The sequence below is a fragment of the Frankia sp. CcI49 genome (assembly GCF_001983215.1).
In the GTDB taxonomy this organism is placed as follows: domain Bacteria; phylum Actinomycetota; class Actinomycetes; order Frankiales; family Frankiaceae; genus Parafrankia; species Parafrankia irregularis.
Window position 1 is genome coordinate 1 of sequence record NZ_MOWP01000036.1, and the last position, 15634, is coordinate 15634.

Below are 15634 nucleotides of genomic sequence, written 5' to 3' on the forward strand. Positions count from 1 at the left end.
CACATCGTCGAGGAAACAGCCGGTGTCGTGGGCCGAACCGCCAGCACGGTCGGACGCGTCGCCGCCGGTGGAACAGTCGCCGTACTCACCCTCGGATTCGTCGTCCTCATGGCGACCCCCGTCTCCGACCTCCCCTACGAACCCGCCACCGACCCGGCCGCCCGTGAAGGCGCCGGAGGCGGAAACGGTGGCGGCGGCGCCGGAGGCGGAAACGGCGGCGGTGGTGGCGGTGGCGCTGGTGGCCTCCCCGCCAGTGGCGGCGGCGGCGGAGGCGGCGGAGGCGGCGGCGGCGGCGGAGGCGGTGTCACGGTTCTGGAAAAGACCGCGCAAACCGTCAACCTCGAATGGCTCAACGTCCCCCTCCTCTCCGCCACCAACCCCACCAACATCCCCGTCGACCGGCCCGCACGACCCAACCCCAACAGCGGCGGCCCCGGCCTCCACGCCGACCTCGGCGCAGGCACCAAAACCCCCTACACCATCCCCCAATGCGCCCCACCCCTCCGCTGCATCGACGACACCCCACCCCCCACCACCGGAACCGGCACCAAAACCGACCCCGACAGCACCCCGCTCCCCGACACCGCCGCCGACGGCGTCACCGACAACACCTGCGCCACCACCCCCGCCGCCAGCGGCCTCGTCGACACCTGCCGCCAGGCACTCCCCGACCAGACCTGCACCCAGACCGGCAACCCCCACACCGACCGCTACGACCTCGGCAACACCCGCATCTGCCAACACGGCACAGACAGCCTCGCCGATGCCCTCGCAGATACGCAGGACATGTTGTCCGATCTTCAGAGCTCCGCTGATGGCGCGAAAATTTCCGTCGTGGCTCGCCTCGATATCGCCGGCCGTGATCCGATTTACGGCGTAAATGGACATGGGCAGGCGTATCCACGGCCCGCCAGTGTAATGCCCCAGTCGATGGGGCACGYCGAATCCGATGCGTTCATTCAGGCGRCAAAAACTGGAGCAAATGGTGGTATCGCGGATCTCTATGTGGCAGGCAAGATTCCTTGCGGGTTCTGTCGATCCAGCCTAGGTGGATGGGCAAAGTTTCTCAATCTTGACGAGTTGAACGTGTATGGTCCAAACGGATACGTGGGTCAGTATGTAAGGGGTGGGAGGTATCGTACGCTAGAGTGGGGAGATAATCCCCACTAGTTTAGGGAGCCTGATGTTCGATGTGGCAGGGAAGCTCGCCGTTCTGCCGTCTAGCCCTAGCGAGATGCTTGGGTTACTGCGAGAGGTGGTTGAGGCGTGGCGAGGCGAGGCCGGGAACCGGGTTGGCTGCACCTCCGAGGAGCTCGTAGCCGTACAGGGCAGGCTCGGTGTGCAGGTTCCGTGGCCTCTGGGGAACTTCCTCGGTCCGAATGGAATCGGGCGATACCTTATGAACTGCCAGGATCCGTTCCTTCTACCCCGCAGTATGCGGATCGAAGATAATGTGCTCGTGATTCAAGAAGAGAATCAAATGTGCGCACTTTGGGGCATCTCAACTCAGCGGCTAGCAGAGCTCGACCCGCCAGTTCTTTTTAAGGGTCTAAATGATGTGACGGGTGATTGGCGCCCCTATCACGGCAGGCTCTCCGTGCACCTCTTCGAGGCGGTCCTGAACGAGTTGGTAATTTCATCGAAGGGCAGCATATTTCGTGAAGTAGACGAAGATTCCATTGATGCACTTACCGGCTCGCTGATACAGGTCGGAATTCCCAGGCACCCATTCTGGGCCGAACCGGAAGGAGCGGCAGTTAAGTGGCTCGCTGGCGCCGAAATATTGGTGCGCATTGACGGAGACTCGATAATCTGGGCTTCAGCCCCGTTGGGATACGAAGCGCGGGGCGTTCTCAATATTGTTCCTGAGGGCTGGGAGAGTGTCGACTCCTGAATTCTTCGTGCGACATGCGGGAATGCTATGCGATGGACTTTGTTCCCCTTGCCATACGTCAGGATCTTTGGCAGAGGGGTTCGTTGGCCATGAGCCCTAGGAGATCAAGATGAGTCGTCCTCCGGTGATCCCGGCCGAGGACAAGGTCCGGATCGTGTTGTCGGTGCCTACCAGCGCGTCGACACCCTCTACAACCTCACCATCGCCGACCTCCACACGTACTATGTCGTGGCAGGATCGACACCGATCTTGGCCCACAACAGCAACTGCAAAACCATCGACCCGGTCGGGGGTGTCAAGAAAACAAGCATTCGGGTAGCCCGGGGGATCTTATCCCCGGGCCCCACAGAGCCCGGTGACGATCTCTCGTCACTGGGCTCTTGTTATCCTGTCTGAACCGCTCCGGGTTCATTAGGGGTCGGGGCGGTTCATTTGAGGTTGCAGCGTCGAACCGGCGCTGGAATAGATAACGTCGAGAGCGGCTGTCGCTTGCAATGGGGTCAGTCGAACAGGGCGCTGACGGATTCGCCGTTGTGGATGTGTCGGATGGCTTCGGCGAGTGCCGGGGCGACGGACAGCACCGTGAGCTTGGAGAACTGGTCGGCGGCTGGCACGGGGACCGTGTTGGTGCAGACGATCTCCGTGACGTCGGGCTGATCGCCGATGCGCTTGAGCGCTCCGTTGGCGAAGAGACCATGCGTGCAGGCGACCCGGATGGACCCGACGCCGATTTCGCGCAGGCGCTCCAGCAGTTCCAGCACGGTGCTGCCCTGGGCGATCTCGTCGTCCAGGATGATGATGTCGCGGCCCGCGACGTCGCCGATGACCGCGCTGATCGCGACGCGGTCGTCGGCGAAGCGCTGCTTGGCACCGGCCGCGACGGGGACGCCGAGGCGCCGGGCGAACCGCGCCGCCTCCTTGGCGTTGCCGAGGTCGGGGGAGACGACGGTCGTGTTCGACAGGTCGTTGCGCTGGAAGTGCTGGGCGAGTTCGCGCAGCGCGTGCAGGTGGTCGACCGGGACGCTGAAGAAGCCGTGTACCTGCGGTGAGTGCAGGGTCATCGCGAGGATGCGGCTGGCGCCCGCGGCGACCAGCAGGTCGGCGACGAGCCGGCCACCGATCGAGATCCGCGGTGTGTCCTTCTTGTCAGACCGTGCGTAGGAGTAGTGCGGCATGACGACGGTGATCCGGGCGGCGGAGGCGCCGCGGGCCGCGTCGAGCATGAGCAGCAGCTCGACCAGGTTCTCCTGGACGGGTTTGATCAGCGGCTGGATGAGGAAGATGTCCCGCTCGCGGCAGTTCGCCTGCAGCTGTACTTCCAGGCAGTCGTTGGCGAAACGGTCGACCCGCACCGGCGAGAGTGGAACGTCGAGGTGGTCGCACACGTCCTGGGCGAGCTGGTGGTGCGCACTCCCACTGAACACGGCGATCTCTCGCACAATTAGCTCCCGATGTCTGCGCTGCTGGGGATCTTCGCTGACCGGGCCATCCTACGAGGCGCGGCCGGCGAGCCGGCTCGCCGCGGCCCCCACGGGCGGGTGCGTTCCCGCGGGCCCGCCGGCCGGTGCCGGGCTGGCCGGGTGCCGGCCCGTCCGGGCTGGTTCTGTCGTGGCGGGGACAGGCCCAGGTCCAGCATCTCGCGGGATACTTCGGCGTAGGTCATCCCTACGATCGCGGATGTCGGTCCAGATTCTCCGCAGCGGCGTGCGCCCGGCGCGCCGGGACGAGGAGGCAGTGGATGGCCCTCGGCGCGCGCCTGGATCGTGCGCAGCAGAGCCGACCGAGTGTCGCGTTCCCGCTCGCGGTCGTCTACAAGTTCACCGAGGACCAGGGCGGGTACCTGGCCGCGCTGATCGCCTTCTACGGGTTCCTCTCGCTGTTCCCACTGCTCCTGCTGCTCACCACCTGCCTCGGTTTCGTGCTTGCCGGGCATCCGGACCTGCAGGAGCAGGTGGTCAGCTCCGCGCTCAGCCAGTTCCCGATCATCGGTGACCAGCTGCGCAACGACGTCCACGCGCTGCGGGGGAGTGCCGCCGCGGTGGCGATCGGCGTCTTCGGCAGCATCTGGGGCAGCCTCGGTGTGGCCCGCGCGGTCGGCAACGCGCTGGACACAGTGTGGGCGGTTCCGCGCCGGTCCCGACCGAACCCGTTCTTCGCCCGGGTGCGCAGCTTCGGCCTGATCGGTCTGCTCGGCCTCGGTGTGCTTCTGACGACCGTGCTGTCGGCGATCACGACCCGGGCGAGCGACCTGGGGACCGGCCTCGGGGTCGGCCTGCAGGTGCTGGCCGTGGTGCTCGGTCTCGTCGGGAACACGGGCCTGGCCCTCGTGGCGTTCCAGCTGCTCACCGTCAAGGATGTGTCGTTCCGCCAGGTCCTGCCCGGGGCGGCGGTCGCCGCCGTGGGCTGGCAGCTGCTCCAGTCGGCCGGTACCTATCTGCTGCAGTACCAGCTACAGGGCCGGACCCAGGTGTACGGGCTGTTCGCCTTGGTGCTCGGCCTGGTGACCTGGCTGTACCTGCTCGCCGTGGTGATCGTGTTCGCGATGGAGATCAACACGGTGCGGGCCGGGCGGCTGTACCCGCGCGCGCTGCTGACGCCGTTCACCGACGACGTCGTCCTGACCGACTCGGACCGGCGCGTCTACACCGCGTACGCGCAGGCCGAGCAGTTCAAGAGCTTCCAGAAGGTGGACGTCTCCTTCGACCAGGATCCGCCCATGGAGCTGACCCACGCGATGCGCACCACGGGGACCTGCCGCAGGTTCCGGCCGGACCCGGTGCCTGATGACGTCCTGGTCGAGGCGTTCGACGCGGCCCGGTTCGGGCCGCAGGGCGGGAACCGGCAGCCGGTGCGGTTCGTCGTCGTGCGCGATCCGGAGCGTCGCGCGGCGCTGGCGGAGCTGTACCGGGCCCGCTGGCAGCTCTACCTGGCGGCGTTGCGGGAGCGTGGGCTCGAGCCGCCACCCGACACGGACCACTTCGTGCGACACCTCGCCGAGGTACCGGTGCTCATCGTGGTCTGCGTGGAGCTGGCGGCGCTGCATCCGACCGACACCGATCTCGGCCGGCTCAGCATCGTCGGCGGGGCGTCGGTCTACCCGATCGTGCAGAACCTCTGCCTCGCGCTGCGCGGCCAGGGTGTCGCCAGCGCCCTGACCACGCTGTTGGTCGCGGACGAGCCCGCGGTGGCCGAGCTGCTCGCGATCCCGCCCGGGTACGTCACCGCTGCACATCTGGCGGTCGGCTACCCGGAGGCGGACTTCCCGCGCCGGCTGCGCCGCCGCCCCGTCGCCGAGCTGGTCTTCGAGGACACCTTCGGACACCCGATGGGCGACAGTCAGTAGCCCGACGGGCGACAGTCAATGGTCTGAGTGACACTCGGGAAATGACGGCACGAGAGCATGTCAGGGTCGACGTGACCGGGATCGTGCAGGGGGTCGGCTTCCGTCCCTTTCGTCCACGGGCTGGCCACCCGGCTGGGGCTGCGCGGCGAGGTCGGTAACGACAGCGAGGGCGTCCACATCGAGCTGGACGGCGACGGCGCCGACGTCGCCGCGTTCCTGACCGCGCTGCGGGACGAGGCGCCGCCGCTCGCGGAGATCGACACGGTCGACGTCACGGAATACACCGACCACACCGGCCACACCGATGGCGCCGGTGGCGCGGACGGCGCCGGTTCCGCGGAACCGGGAGGTGGCTTCCGCATCGTCGCCAGCGATCCGGCGCGCGACGGGGGCGGGCCGCGGACGCAGGTCTGCGCCGACAGCGCCACCTGCGCGAACTGCCTGCGCGAGCTGGCCGACCCGGCCGACCGGCGCTACCAGTACCCGTTCATCAACTGCACGAACTGCGGGCCGCGTTTCACGATCATCCTGGACGTCCCCTACGACCGGCCCGCCACGACGATGGCGCCGTTCCGGATGTGCGGCCGCTGCCGGGCCGAGTACGAGGACCCGACCGATCGGCGTTTCCACGCCCAGCCGGTGTGCTGCCCGGACTGCGGGCCCACGCTGGAGTTCCGGCCGGCGCACGGCTTCTGGCTGACCCCCGACTTCCGCCTCGGGCCGGGGTTCCGCCTCGGGGCCGGGATCCGTCCCACCACCCGCCCGGGCCAGGCGCCGTCCGACAACGCCCTGAACCAGGCGGCGGCGCTGCTGCGGGCCGGCGGGATCCTGGCGGTCAAAGGCCTCGGCGGATACCACCTGGCCGTGCTCGCCACGGACGACAAGGCGGTCGCCGAGCTGCGCCGGCGCAAGCGCCGCGACGGCAAGCCGTTCGCCCTGATGGCCCGGGATCTGGCCGAGGTGGAGCGGCTCTGCGTCGTCGACGAGACCGCCCGCCGGCTGCTCACCGGCCGGCGCCGCCCGATCGTGCTGCTCGACCGCCGGCCCGCACCGCCCGACCCGCCTGCCCCACCGGACGCGTCCGACCTGCCCGACGGTGCCGGGACGTCCCCCTGCATCGCGCCGTCGGTGGCCCCCGGGGTCCGGACGCTCGGGATCATGCTGCCCTACACGCCGCTGCACCACCTGCTGCTCGGCCGCCTGCCCGGTCCGATCGTGCTCACCAGCGGCAACATCTCCGACGAGCCGATCCTGTTCCGTGACGACGAGGCCCTCGCCGGGCTCGGCCGGGTCGCGGACGGGTTCCTCCTGCACGACCGGGCCATCCACACCCGCCTGGACGACTCGGTCACCCGGTCGGTCCGCGGCCGCGCGGCGGTGGTGCGCAGGTCCCGCGGCTACGCGCCGGAGCCGGTGCCGCTGGCCTGGGACGTCGCCCGGCCCGTGCTCGCGTGCGGAGCGGAGCTGAAGAACACGGTCTGCCTGGCGGCGGGGCGGCGCGCGTACCTGTCCGGGCACCTCGGCGACCTGGAGAACCCGGCGACCCTGCGTTCGTTCGCCGGTGCCATCGAGCATCTGGGCAGGCTGTTCGACATCCGGCCGGAGCTGGTGGCGCACGACCTGCATCCGGAGTACCTGTCCACCAAGTGGGCGCTGGAGCAGGAGCTGCCCGTCGTCGGCGTCCAGCACCACCATGCGCACATCGCCTCCTGCCTGGCCGACAACGGACAGCGGGGGCCCGTGCTGGGGGTGGCGTTCGACGGCCTGGGCTTCGGCCTCGACGGCACCCTGTGGGGTGGGGAGTTCCTGTGGGCCGACCTGACCGGCTTCACCCGGGTGGCCCACTTCGAGCCGGTGGCACTGCCCGGCGGGGCGGCGGCGATCCGCGCACCGTGGCGGATGGCCGCCGCCTACCTGCAGGCCGCCGGGGTGGACCACGTGGAGCGGCTCGGGGTCGCGCGGCGCAACGAGGCGTGGTGGGACGCGGTGACCAGCCTGGCCCGCGCGTGCTCGGCCACCTCGCCGGCGACGCCGTCGGCGCTGGCAACGCCGGACACACCGCCCACGCCGACTCCGCTGGCGCCGCGGACCAGCAGTGTGGGGCGGCTGTTCGACGCGGTCGCCGCGCTGGTCGGCGTCCGCGACACGATCCGCTACGAGGGGCAGGCCGCCATCGAGCTGGAGCAGCTGGCCGCACCCGGTGACCACGGCGCCTACCCGTCCGGGGCAGGCCGGGGAGCACTGGCCCGGGGCACACGGGTCGGGGGAGCGCCGGGCACCGACGCCCTGGTCCTGTCGGGTGCCGGGCTGGTCCGGGACGTGGTGGCGGACCTGCGCGCCGGGGCCACCCCGGAGGTGGTCGCCGCCCGCTTCCACACCACCCTGGCCAGGCTCACCGTCGACACCTGTGTGGCGCTGCGGGAGCGGCTGTTCGGAACGGAGCCCGGCACCGTGGCCCTGTCGGGCGGTGTGTTCGCCAACGTGCGGCTCGCCGGGGAGATCGAGGACGGCCTGGCCCGATCGGGCTTCACCGTGCTGACCCATGCGCGGGTGCCCTGCAACGACGGCGGGATCAGCCTCGGTCAGGCGGCCGTCGCCAGCGCGCGCAGCCAGGAGAACCAGTCGGACAGCCCGGCCCCGTCGTTCGCTGACACCGCCAGCACCCGGACGGACGGGTTGACCTGACGCACCGCGTCGGTGAACTGATCCCCGTCGAAGGCCAGCCAGGGCAGCAGATCGACCTTGGTCAGCAGGATCAGATCCGCGGCCCGGTACATGTGCGGGTACTTGGTCGGTTTGTCCTCGCCTTCGGTGACCGAGGTGAGCACCACCCGGGCCGTCTCACCGAGATCGAACAGCCCGGGGCAGACCAGGTTCCCCACGTTCTCGATGAGCACCACGGAGCCCCGGTGCGGGTCGATGGCGCCGCGGTGCGGGTCGAGACGGCCGGGTGGCGGGTCTAGCTCGCGCAGCGCCCGGCCGACGGAAGCGGCGTCCAGATGACAGCCGGTGCCCGTGTTCACCTGGACCGCCGGCGCTCCGGTCGCGCGGATGCGCTCGGCGTCCAGCCGGGTCTCCTGGTCGCCTTCGATCACCGCGCACTCGACGGCCCCGGTGAGACCGGGGATCGTGTGCTCCAGCAGCGTCGTCTTCCCCGAGCCCGGAGAGCTCATCAGGTTGACGGCGGCTGTCCGCCGCGCCGCCAGCCAGGCCCGGTTCTCCCGGGCGGCCTCGTCGTTTCGGGCCAGCACGTCCAGCTCCAGCCGCAGCATCCGCGTCGCGGCGCCGGCGCCGGGGCCGGTCTCGCGTGCCGACTCGTCGGTGCGGTCACACCCGCAGGTGCCACACATCAGCCCACCTCCTCATCGGCCACCTCGACGTCGGCCACCTCGACCTCATTGGCCACCTGGACGTCGGTCACCTCGACTGCGACGATCCGGACCTGCTCACCGCCGGTCAGGTCGATCTCGTGGCTGCCGCACCGGCACGGCGTGAGCAGGTCGGGCAGGTCGACGTCTCGCCCACATCGTCGGCAGTGACCCCGCCCGACCGGCTCGGTGAGCTCCAGCCGCGCGCCGGCCAGCGGTGTGCCGGCGGCGACCAGGTCGAAGCAGAACCGCACCGGCTCGGTCATCACCCCGGACAACCGGCCGATCTCCAGCGCCACCCTGGTGACCCGCACGTCTGCGGGCAGCCGGTCGACGACCATGTCGACCAGGCCGACGGTGACGGAGAGCTCGTGCACCGCGCGACCGCCCGGTCAGCAGATCCGCGGCAGCGGGTCGCCCACCAGCAGGTCGACGATGCGGGTGCCGCCGAACGCCGTGTTGAGCAGCACCGTTCCCGGCGGGTCGTCGACGATCCGGCCGATCACCGTGCTCTGCGCGCCGAGCGGGTCCGCACGCAGGGCCGCGAGCGCGGTGTCGACCGCCTCCGGGGCGACGATCACCACCATCCTGCCCTCGCACGCGACGTACAACGGGTCGAGCCCGAGCAGCTCGCAGGCTCCGCGCACCTCGGTGCGGACGGGAACCGCGGCCTCGTCGACGACGACCCCGACACCGGACGCCTTCGCGACCTCGTTGAGGATCGTCGCGACTCCACCGCGGGTCGCGTCCCGCATCGCCCGCACGCCGCCACCTGCTGCGCCGCCGCCCGGTGCGCCGTCACCGTCCCGTGTGCCGCCACCGTCCTGGGTGCCGTCACCGCTCTGCGCGTTGACGGCTGCCAGCAGGCGTGCGGTGAGGGCTGACAGCGGGGCGGTGTCGGAGCGGAGGTCGGCACTGAGGTCCAGCTCGCCGCGGGCCAGCAGCACCGTGATCCCGTGGTCGCCGATCGGCCCCGTGACCACGACGACATCCCCCGGCCGGGCCAGTGACGCCCCGAGCCGCAGCCCCGGATCGACCAGACCGACGCCCGTCGTGGTGATGTAGCAGCCGTCGGCCCGGCCACGCTGGACGACCTTCGTGTCCCCGGTGACGATCGACACGCCCGCGCGCGTCGCCGCCTCGGCCATCGACGCCACGATCCGGCGCAGGTCCGCGATGTCCATGCCCTCCTCGAGGATGACCGCGCAGGCCAGGTGCAACGGGCGGGCCCCGGCCACCGCCAGGTCGTTGACCGTGCCGTTCACCGCGAGATCCCCGATGTTGCCGCCGGGGAAGAACAACGGCGTGACGACGAACGAGTCCGTCGTCAGGGCGAGGCGCTCGGTGCCGGCGGCGAACACCGCCGCGTCCTCCAGCGGTTCCAGCAGCGGGTTGCGCAGTGCCTCGAGGAAGACCGCGTCGACCAGGGTCGCTGTGGCCTTGCCGCCGGCGCCGTGCGCCGAGGTGATGTGGGTGTCGCGCAGCTTCGGACGCCGGCGCCGCGCGGCCTCGACGCGGTCGAGGACTCCGGACGCACCCTGGCCTGCCGTCGTCATGTGCCGATCACCGCCTTTCTGCGGTCCGCCTTCGCGGGGCCGACGGAGCCGACGTCATCCCCGCGATGGGGGTTGGCGGAGCCGCGGTGGCGCAGGCGCCCGAAGTTGTAGTAGGCCGCGCAGGCCCCTTCGGGGGAGACCATGCATGCCCCGATCGGGGTCTCCGGGGTGCAGCCGGTGCCGAAGACCCGGCATTCCCACGGCTTGATCACACCGGTCAGGACCTCGCCGCACTGGCAGGCCTTCGGGTCGGCGACCCGGGCACCTGGTGGCGCGAAGATCCGCTCGGCGTCGAAGGCCGCGAACCGCTCCCGCACCTGCATGGCCGACCACGGAATGCGTCCCAGCCCGCGCCACTCGAAGTCCGGCCGCGGTTCGAGGACCTCGTCGATGGCGGCGAGTGCCACCGGGTTGCCCTCGGCCGCGACCACCCGGGTGTACTGGTTCTCGACCTCGCACCGTCCGTCCCGGAGCTGACGGAGCAGCTGGTAGATGGACTGCAGGATGTCCAGCGGCTCGAAGCCGGAGACCACCAGCGGCTTGCCGTAGTCGCGCGGGATGAACTCGTACGGCCGGCAGCCGATGACCGTCGAGACGTGCCCGGGGCCGACGAATCCGTCCAGGCGCACGTCGGGGGAGTCGAGGATCGCCCGCAGCGCCGGCACGATCGTGATGTGGTTGCAGAAGACGGAGAAGTTCTCCAGGCCTTCCGCGGCCGCCCGCAGCACCGTCAGCGCGGTGGACGGTGTCGTCGTCTCGAAGCCGATCGCCATGAACACGACCCGCCGGTCCGGGTTCGCCCGCGCGATCTTCAGCGAGTCGAGCGGGGAGTAGACCATCCGGATGTCGGTGCCCTCGGCGTTCGCGTCGAAGAACGAGCCGTGACTGCCCGGAACCCGCATCATGTCGCCGAACGAGGTCATGATGACGCCGTCCTGACGGGCGATGTGCATGGCATCGTCGACCCGGCCCATCGGGATGACACACACCGGGCACCCCGGGCCATGCACCAGGGAGACCGCCGGCGGGAGATGGTCCTCCAGACCGTGTTTGTAGATCGTGTGGGTGTGCCCGCCGCACACCTCCATGAAGGCGTAGGCCTGCCCGGGTTCGCACAGGTCGGCCATCCGGGCCGACAGCGCCCGCGCGGTGTCGGCGTCTCGGTACTCGTCGACGAAGCGCATCAGCTTCCCCTCCTTCCTCGCTGGTCGGCCGACGTTCCGTGAGCCTGAGCAGGCTCAGTCGATGGCCGATGCGCGCAGCGCCGCCAGCTCGTCGTCGTAGGCCCGCCCGATGCCGGTCAGGAACTCCAGCGCCGCCCGGGCCTCGGCCTCGTCGATCAGGGACAACGCGAAGCCGACATGGATGAGGACCCAGTCACCCGGCCGGGGCGGGGTGGCGTCGAGCAGCCCGATGTTGATCGCCCGCCGCACTCCGCTGACGTCCACCGTCGCGATGTCCGGGCGGTCCGGGCGGATCTCCACGACCTCGCCTGGGATGCCAAGGCACATGCCGGATCACATCCGGCTGAAATCTAGGTAGCGCCGCAGGTCAGGGGTCACTGTGACGGCCACTGCGCCGAGGCCGGCCGTCGCGGCGGCGAGCAGTATCCAGTGCGACATGATCAGCTCCTTCGCGATTTCGAATGCGAGTGCGAGTACGAGTACGAATGCGCGGGTGTTTCCGGGGCCTCCTCCGACGCCGCCACCTCCTCGACCACGGAGCGGACGAGCCGGGCCGCGGGCTCCACGGCGGCTGCCACCTGCGCGGACAGCCCGATCTGGGGATGCACGATGGCCGGTTCGCAGCCGACCAGCAGGGCGCGGTCGAGGTGGCCGCCGAGCGTGGCGACCAGGTCGAGGACGGCGTCCGGCCGCATCCCGTGCGCGTCGAAGCCGACCGGTTCCCGCGCGCCGCCCAGATCCAGCAACGAGACCGTTCCCGGCGGGTGCCCGCGCCCGAGCGCGTCGACGAGCACCACAGCTCCGTACCCGGAACACAGGTCGAGGGCGAGCTGCATGCCGCTGATCCCGTAGTCGGCGACCGTGACGCCCGGCGGTGGGCCGGCGTCGAGCAGACGGCGCACCACCTCGACGCCGAAACCGTCATCGGCGAGCAGGACGTTACCCACTCCGGCGACCAGCGTGGGCGGGCTCATCTCGGTTCCAGTTCGTCCGGGCTGAAATACAGGAAGCGGCCGAACTCCCGGCGCAGGTCGGCGCCCGGATCCTCGTCCAGGGTGACCGCGATGTGGGTCCGTCCGTCGAGGTCGTGCAGTACCGCGGCGACGGTGGCGGCGGCGCCGTCGACGAACATGTCCTGCGCGTCGGTCCGCCCGCGGCGGGGCCGGACCCACACCGCGGCGCCCTCCACCAGCTGCGGGGACGGGGCCAGCGGCGGGGACGGGGTGGCACGAGCCGGGTCGGAGCCGGCGATCCGGGTGCGGCCGTGGAGTTTCTCGACCATCGCCGGCGCAAGCTCCGCGACGGCGTCCAGGAGCTCGGCCGCCCGTGGGTCACCCGCCCGGGCGTCGCGTTGCTCGGTCTCGGTCAGGGTCGCCGTGCGCAGGGCGAGCATCTCGTCGATCTCGGTGGCGTCGCAGAAGGAGGTCGGGCTCTCCGCGGCGAGTTGAGGGTCGTCCGGGAGGATGATCGGTGCCGCCAGCAGCGTGTCGCTGCGGCCGGGCCGGCCCAGCAGGGCGGGCCACAGCCGCTCGTTGGCACAGTCAGCCGCGGCGCGGGCCGCCCATTCGGGCGGGTCCGCCAGCGACAGGAACTCCCCCGGGGCGACATGGGCCACCAGTTGCAGCCCGATGAACGCGGCCCCCAACGCCGCGTCCCGCGCTCCGGCGGCGGCGTCCGGCGCGCCCGGTGGCTCACCGGCGGAGATGTTGCGGACGCTCGCGCGGATCCGGAACCCCCCGTAGGGGCCAGGAAGCCGCTGGGCGTCGAGCAGCAGCTCGCCGCGCGCCGCGGGCGTCGACGGCGTCGGCCGCGGTGGCGGGTAGGTGAGTTCTCGGCGTGCCGGCTCATCGAGCATGTCGGCGAGGCGCATCCGCAGGGCGGTGGCCGCCTCGCCGCGGGCTCCGTCGTGCTCCCACAGCCATCGGATCGCGACTGTCAGCTGGGCGTCCGGGCCGCCGTCGAGGAGGAACTCGGTGTGCGCGTTGCTGTGCTCGCCGCTGCCGGCACCGGCGAACGACGGGGGCATCAGCACCCCGAACTGCCAGTGCTGCTGGTTCTTCAGCGCGTCGGCCCGGTAGGGGTAGAGCAGGTAGCCCTCGTACAGGACGGTGTCCGAAAGCGCCCGCGCCGCGGCGGACAGGAAGCCGAGCGCGTCATCGTCGCCGGGCACGGGTGCGGACGTCCCACCATCGGCGTGGTCACTGATGGCCGCGTCGGTGCTGGTCCGGTCCGGCGATCTCATCGGTCCTCCCCGGCCAGCAGCGAGACGATCGCGGCGTCGGCGGTCGCGATGGCATGGTCGCGGCGGTAGCGCGTGAGCGCGTCGACTGTGCCGCGATCCAGGCGAAGCCAGCCCGAGCCGGGGAAGTAGGCGTCGATCAGCTCGCGCCAGGTGGCCACCGGCATGCGGCAGGTGGTCTCCAGGCGCCAGGGCACCTGCTCGACGCGCAGCCCGTGCGGGCCCACCCCGAAGACGGTTCCGCTGAACATCAGACGCAGCGGGATCACCCCGCCTCGCAGCGACTGGAAGTAGTTGCCGGCGGCGACCTCAAGATCGTAGCTGCAGGGCACGGCGAGTTCGACGTCCGCGCTCCCGGTGAAGCCGGGAATCATCGTGGACACCATCGCGAACTGGATCGGATGCGGCGGGCCGGCTCCGAACAGCCCGGTCAGCGCCTGCGCCTCCGCGTCGTCGTAGCGACGCGCGCCGGGCTCGATGCGGATCTGGCAGCGGAGCGCCAGCGCGTGCAGCCGCTCACCGCTGTGCTCCTCGACCCGCAGGACGAACCGGAGCGTCGGCGCCGCGGCATGCCGCAGCGGCGTGACCTCGACACAGGTGAAGGTCAGGTCGGCCATCATGCGCCTCCCACAGCCGAAGTCATGGGAGCCGCCGCATCCGCATCTACAGCGCTGGCCGCAGCCGCAGCCGCATCCGCAGCGCTGGCCGTGGCCGTGGCCGCGGGCGTGGCCCCGGCCCGGTGCCGGGCGTCGGCGAGGAAGGCCGCGAGGTGGGCGCGGGCGTCGGCGCCGCCGTCGAATCCCCGCCAGTGCAGCCGCAGGTCGCCGACGAGCCGGTAGCAGGCGTCGATCGGCAGCAGGTACCCCGCCTGGCCGTCGCGGGTGACGTGGACGAGTACCGCCTCGACCTCGGGCTCCGGCCGCCACGCCGTTCCGCCCGTTGCGCGGTCGGCACCAGCGCTGGTGCCGGCGCCGGCGCCGGCGCCGGTGCCGATACCGGTGCCAGGGCCGTCGGTGTCGTCGAGGTTGAGGTCCTGTGGCGTCAGGGTGGCGGGCAGCTCGCAGTGCGTCGCCCCCGCGGGACTCGGGTAGAAGGCGTTGACCGCTCCGTCGTGGATCACGAAGAACGCCAGCCCCACCGGGATCCCCGCCGCGGCCAGCAGCCGCGGGCCGGCAGCGAAACTGGCGGCGAAGTGGTATCGGGTCGGTATAGCGCGGTAGCGCCCGCCGCCGGCTCCGGTGGGGGTGAACAGCAGCCGGCAGCCGGGGCAGGCGCACAGGATGGACCTGGTGGCCAGATCCGCGACATGACCGTGACCGTGCTCGTCGTCGACCGCCTCACCGCAGAACTCGCACCGGGTCATGGCGCGGCCCGGGTTCCCGGCGAGGAAGCGGCGCAGGGTGGGGGCTGTCATGGCGTGCCCGCCCGACCCGCCCTGCTGGCACGGTCAGCCGTGCCCGCCGCGCTCACGCCGACGACGGGCAGCAGGGGACGTCCCGCGGCGAGGTCGCCGGCGAGATGCTGCCCCTCGACGGTGACGCCGACCTCGGGTGCGAGCGCCGCGACGGCGCTTTCGACGGCGGCGATCACCGCCGGGCTGGTCGGCTGCCCGTCGGCCCGGACGGTGACCATCCGATCGTCGGCCGGGCCGGTCACCGCCAGCACGGGGGTCCGGTCGCCGAGCCGCGCGCGGATCTGGTCGAACGCCTGCTCGACCCGGTCGCGGGTGCTGACGGGATGCAGCCCGTGCATCGCCAGCATGGCGCCCAGGTGCGGGTCGGCCGCGAGCCGCCGGACGGTGTCCGCGTCGGCGATCCGGGTGACGCGGGCGAGGCCGGCACCGTAGAACTCCATCAGTGCTCTGACGATCTCTTCCGCGAGCACCCGCGTCCGGCTGTCTCCCAGCTGCTCCATCCTGGCGAGCAGACCGTCGACGCGGGCCGCGGTGTCACGCGGGTCCGTGCTGTCGTGCGGGTTCAGGTCGTGCGGGTTCACGGTGTCGCGCGGGTCCGCGGTGGTCGCTGTTGCTGTTGCTGTCGCTGTCATCGCG

Annotated in this window: 14 protein-coding genes and 1 pseudogene; 4 read left to right on the plus strand and 11 right to left on the minus strand. The window is 71.0% G+C overall.

Annotation, left to right across the window (positions count from 1 at the left end):
* Nucleotides 1–1170: pseudogene (locus CcI49_RS42800) on the plus strand (hypothetical protein); the annotation flags it as partial.
* Nucleotides 1171–1183: 13 nt separating this feature from the next.
* Nucleotides 1184–1894 carry a hypothetical protein gene (locus tag CcI49_RS41765; protein WP_131831258.1) on the plus strand — a complete coding sequence of 237 codons (711 nt, stop codon included), beginning with the start codon at nucleotides 1184–1186 and terminating at the stop codon, nucleotides 1892–1894.
* 500 nt (nucleotides 1895–2394) lie between these two features.
* On the opposite strand, the gene CcI49_RS31305 is transcribed toward CcI49_RS41765, so the two are convergent.
* Nucleotides 2395–3333 (minus strand): ribose-phosphate pyrophosphokinase, encoded by a 939-nt coding sequence (locus tag CcI49_RS31305; RefSeq protein ID WP_076832648.1) that lies wholly within the window; start codon nucleotides 3331–3333, stop codon nucleotides 2395–2397.
* Nucleotides 3334–3632: 299 nt separating this feature from the next.
* Here CcI49_RS31305 and CcI49_RS31310 point away from each other — a divergent pair, with 299 nt between their 5' ends.
* Both CcI49_RS31310 and CcI49_RS31315 read left to right on the plus strand, forming a co-directional pair.
* Entirely contained in the window at nucleotides 3633–5237 is a 1605-nt protein-coding gene (locus CcI49_RS31310; protein ID WP_076832651.1) for a YhjD/YihY/BrkB family envelope integrity protein, read from the plus strand.
* A gap of 138 nt (nucleotides 5238–5375) precedes the next feature.
* Nucleotides 5376–7922 (plus strand): carbamoyltransferase HypF, encoded by a 2547-nt coding sequence (locus tag CcI49_RS31315; protein ID WP_241840360.1) that lies wholly within the window; start codon nucleotides 5376–5378, stop codon nucleotides 7920–7922.
* On the opposite strand, the gene hypB is transcribed toward CcI49_RS31315, so the two are convergent.
* From hypB to CcI49_RS31365, 10 genes are all read right to left on the minus strand, one after another.
* On the minus strand, nucleotides 7820–8587 hold the full coding sequence (hypB, locus tag CcI49_RS31320; RefSeq protein ID WP_076832659.1) for a hydrogenase nickel incorporation protein HypB: 768 nt from the start codon (nucleotides 8585–8587) through the stop codon (nucleotides 7820–7822). The two genes, CcI49_RS31315 and hypB, sit on opposite strands and share 103 nt — an antisense overlap.
* Nucleotides 8587–8982, minus strand: coding sequence for a hydrogenase maturation nickel metallochaperone HypA (locus CcI49_RS31325; protein ID WP_054571149.1), 396 nt, complete (start codon nucleotides 8980–8982; stop codon nucleotides 8587–8589). Before CcI49_RS31325 ends, hypB begins: the two co-directional genes overlap by 1 nt.
* A gap of 15 nt (nucleotides 8983–8997) precedes the next feature.
* Nucleotides 8998–10161: a hydrogenase expression/formation protein HypE gene (gene hypE, locus CcI49_RS31330; protein ID WP_076832662.1), complete on the minus strand. Its 1164-nt coding sequence runs from the start codon at nucleotides 10159–10161 to the stop codon at nucleotides 8998–9000.
* Entirely contained in the window at nucleotides 10158–11345 is a 1188-nt protein-coding gene (gene hypD, locus CcI49_RS31335; protein ID WP_054571151.1) for a hydrogenase formation protein HypD, read from the minus strand. Before hypD ends, hypE begins: the two co-directional genes overlap by 4 nt.
* A gap of 54 nt (nucleotides 11346–11399) precedes the next feature.
* Nucleotides 11400–11672 (minus strand): HypC/HybG/HupF family hydrogenase formation chaperone, encoded by a 273-nt coding sequence (locus CcI49_RS31340; RefSeq protein WP_006538162.1) that lies wholly within the window; start codon nucleotides 11670–11672, stop codon nucleotides 11400–11402.
* A 113-nt stretch (nucleotides 11673–11785) separates the two neighbouring features.
* On the minus strand, nucleotides 11786–12319 hold the full coding sequence (locus CcI49_RS31345; protein WP_076832666.1) for a hydrogenase maturation protease: 534 nt from the start codon (nucleotides 12317–12319) through the stop codon (nucleotides 11786–11788).
* Complete coding sequence (locus CcI49_RS31350) at nucleotides 12316–13587, minus strand: hypothetical protein (RefSeq protein ID WP_083749840.1); 1272 nt, start codon at nucleotides 13585–13587, stop codon at nucleotides 12316–12318. Before CcI49_RS31350 ends, CcI49_RS31345 begins: the two co-directional genes overlap by 4 nt.
* On the minus strand, nucleotides 13584–14201 hold the full coding sequence (locus tag CcI49_RS31355) for a DUF6084 family protein (RefSeq protein ID WP_076832669.1): 618 nt from the start codon (nucleotides 14199–14201) through the stop codon (nucleotides 13584–13586). Before CcI49_RS31355 ends, CcI49_RS31350 begins: the two co-directional genes overlap by 4 nt.
* Entirely contained in the window at nucleotides 14201–14998 is a 798-nt protein-coding gene (locus CcI49_RS31360; protein WP_076832672.1) for a DUF5947 family protein, read from the minus strand. The genes CcI49_RS31355 and CcI49_RS31360 overlap by 1 nt, the downstream gene beginning before the upstream one ends.
* Nucleotides 14995–15630, minus strand: coding sequence for a hypothetical protein (locus CcI49_RS31365; protein ID WP_054571240.1), 636 nt, complete (start codon nucleotides 15628–15630; stop codon nucleotides 14995–14997). The genes CcI49_RS31360 and CcI49_RS31365 overlap by 4 nt, the downstream gene beginning before the upstream one ends.
* Nucleotides 15631–15634 lie beyond the last annotated feature (4 nt).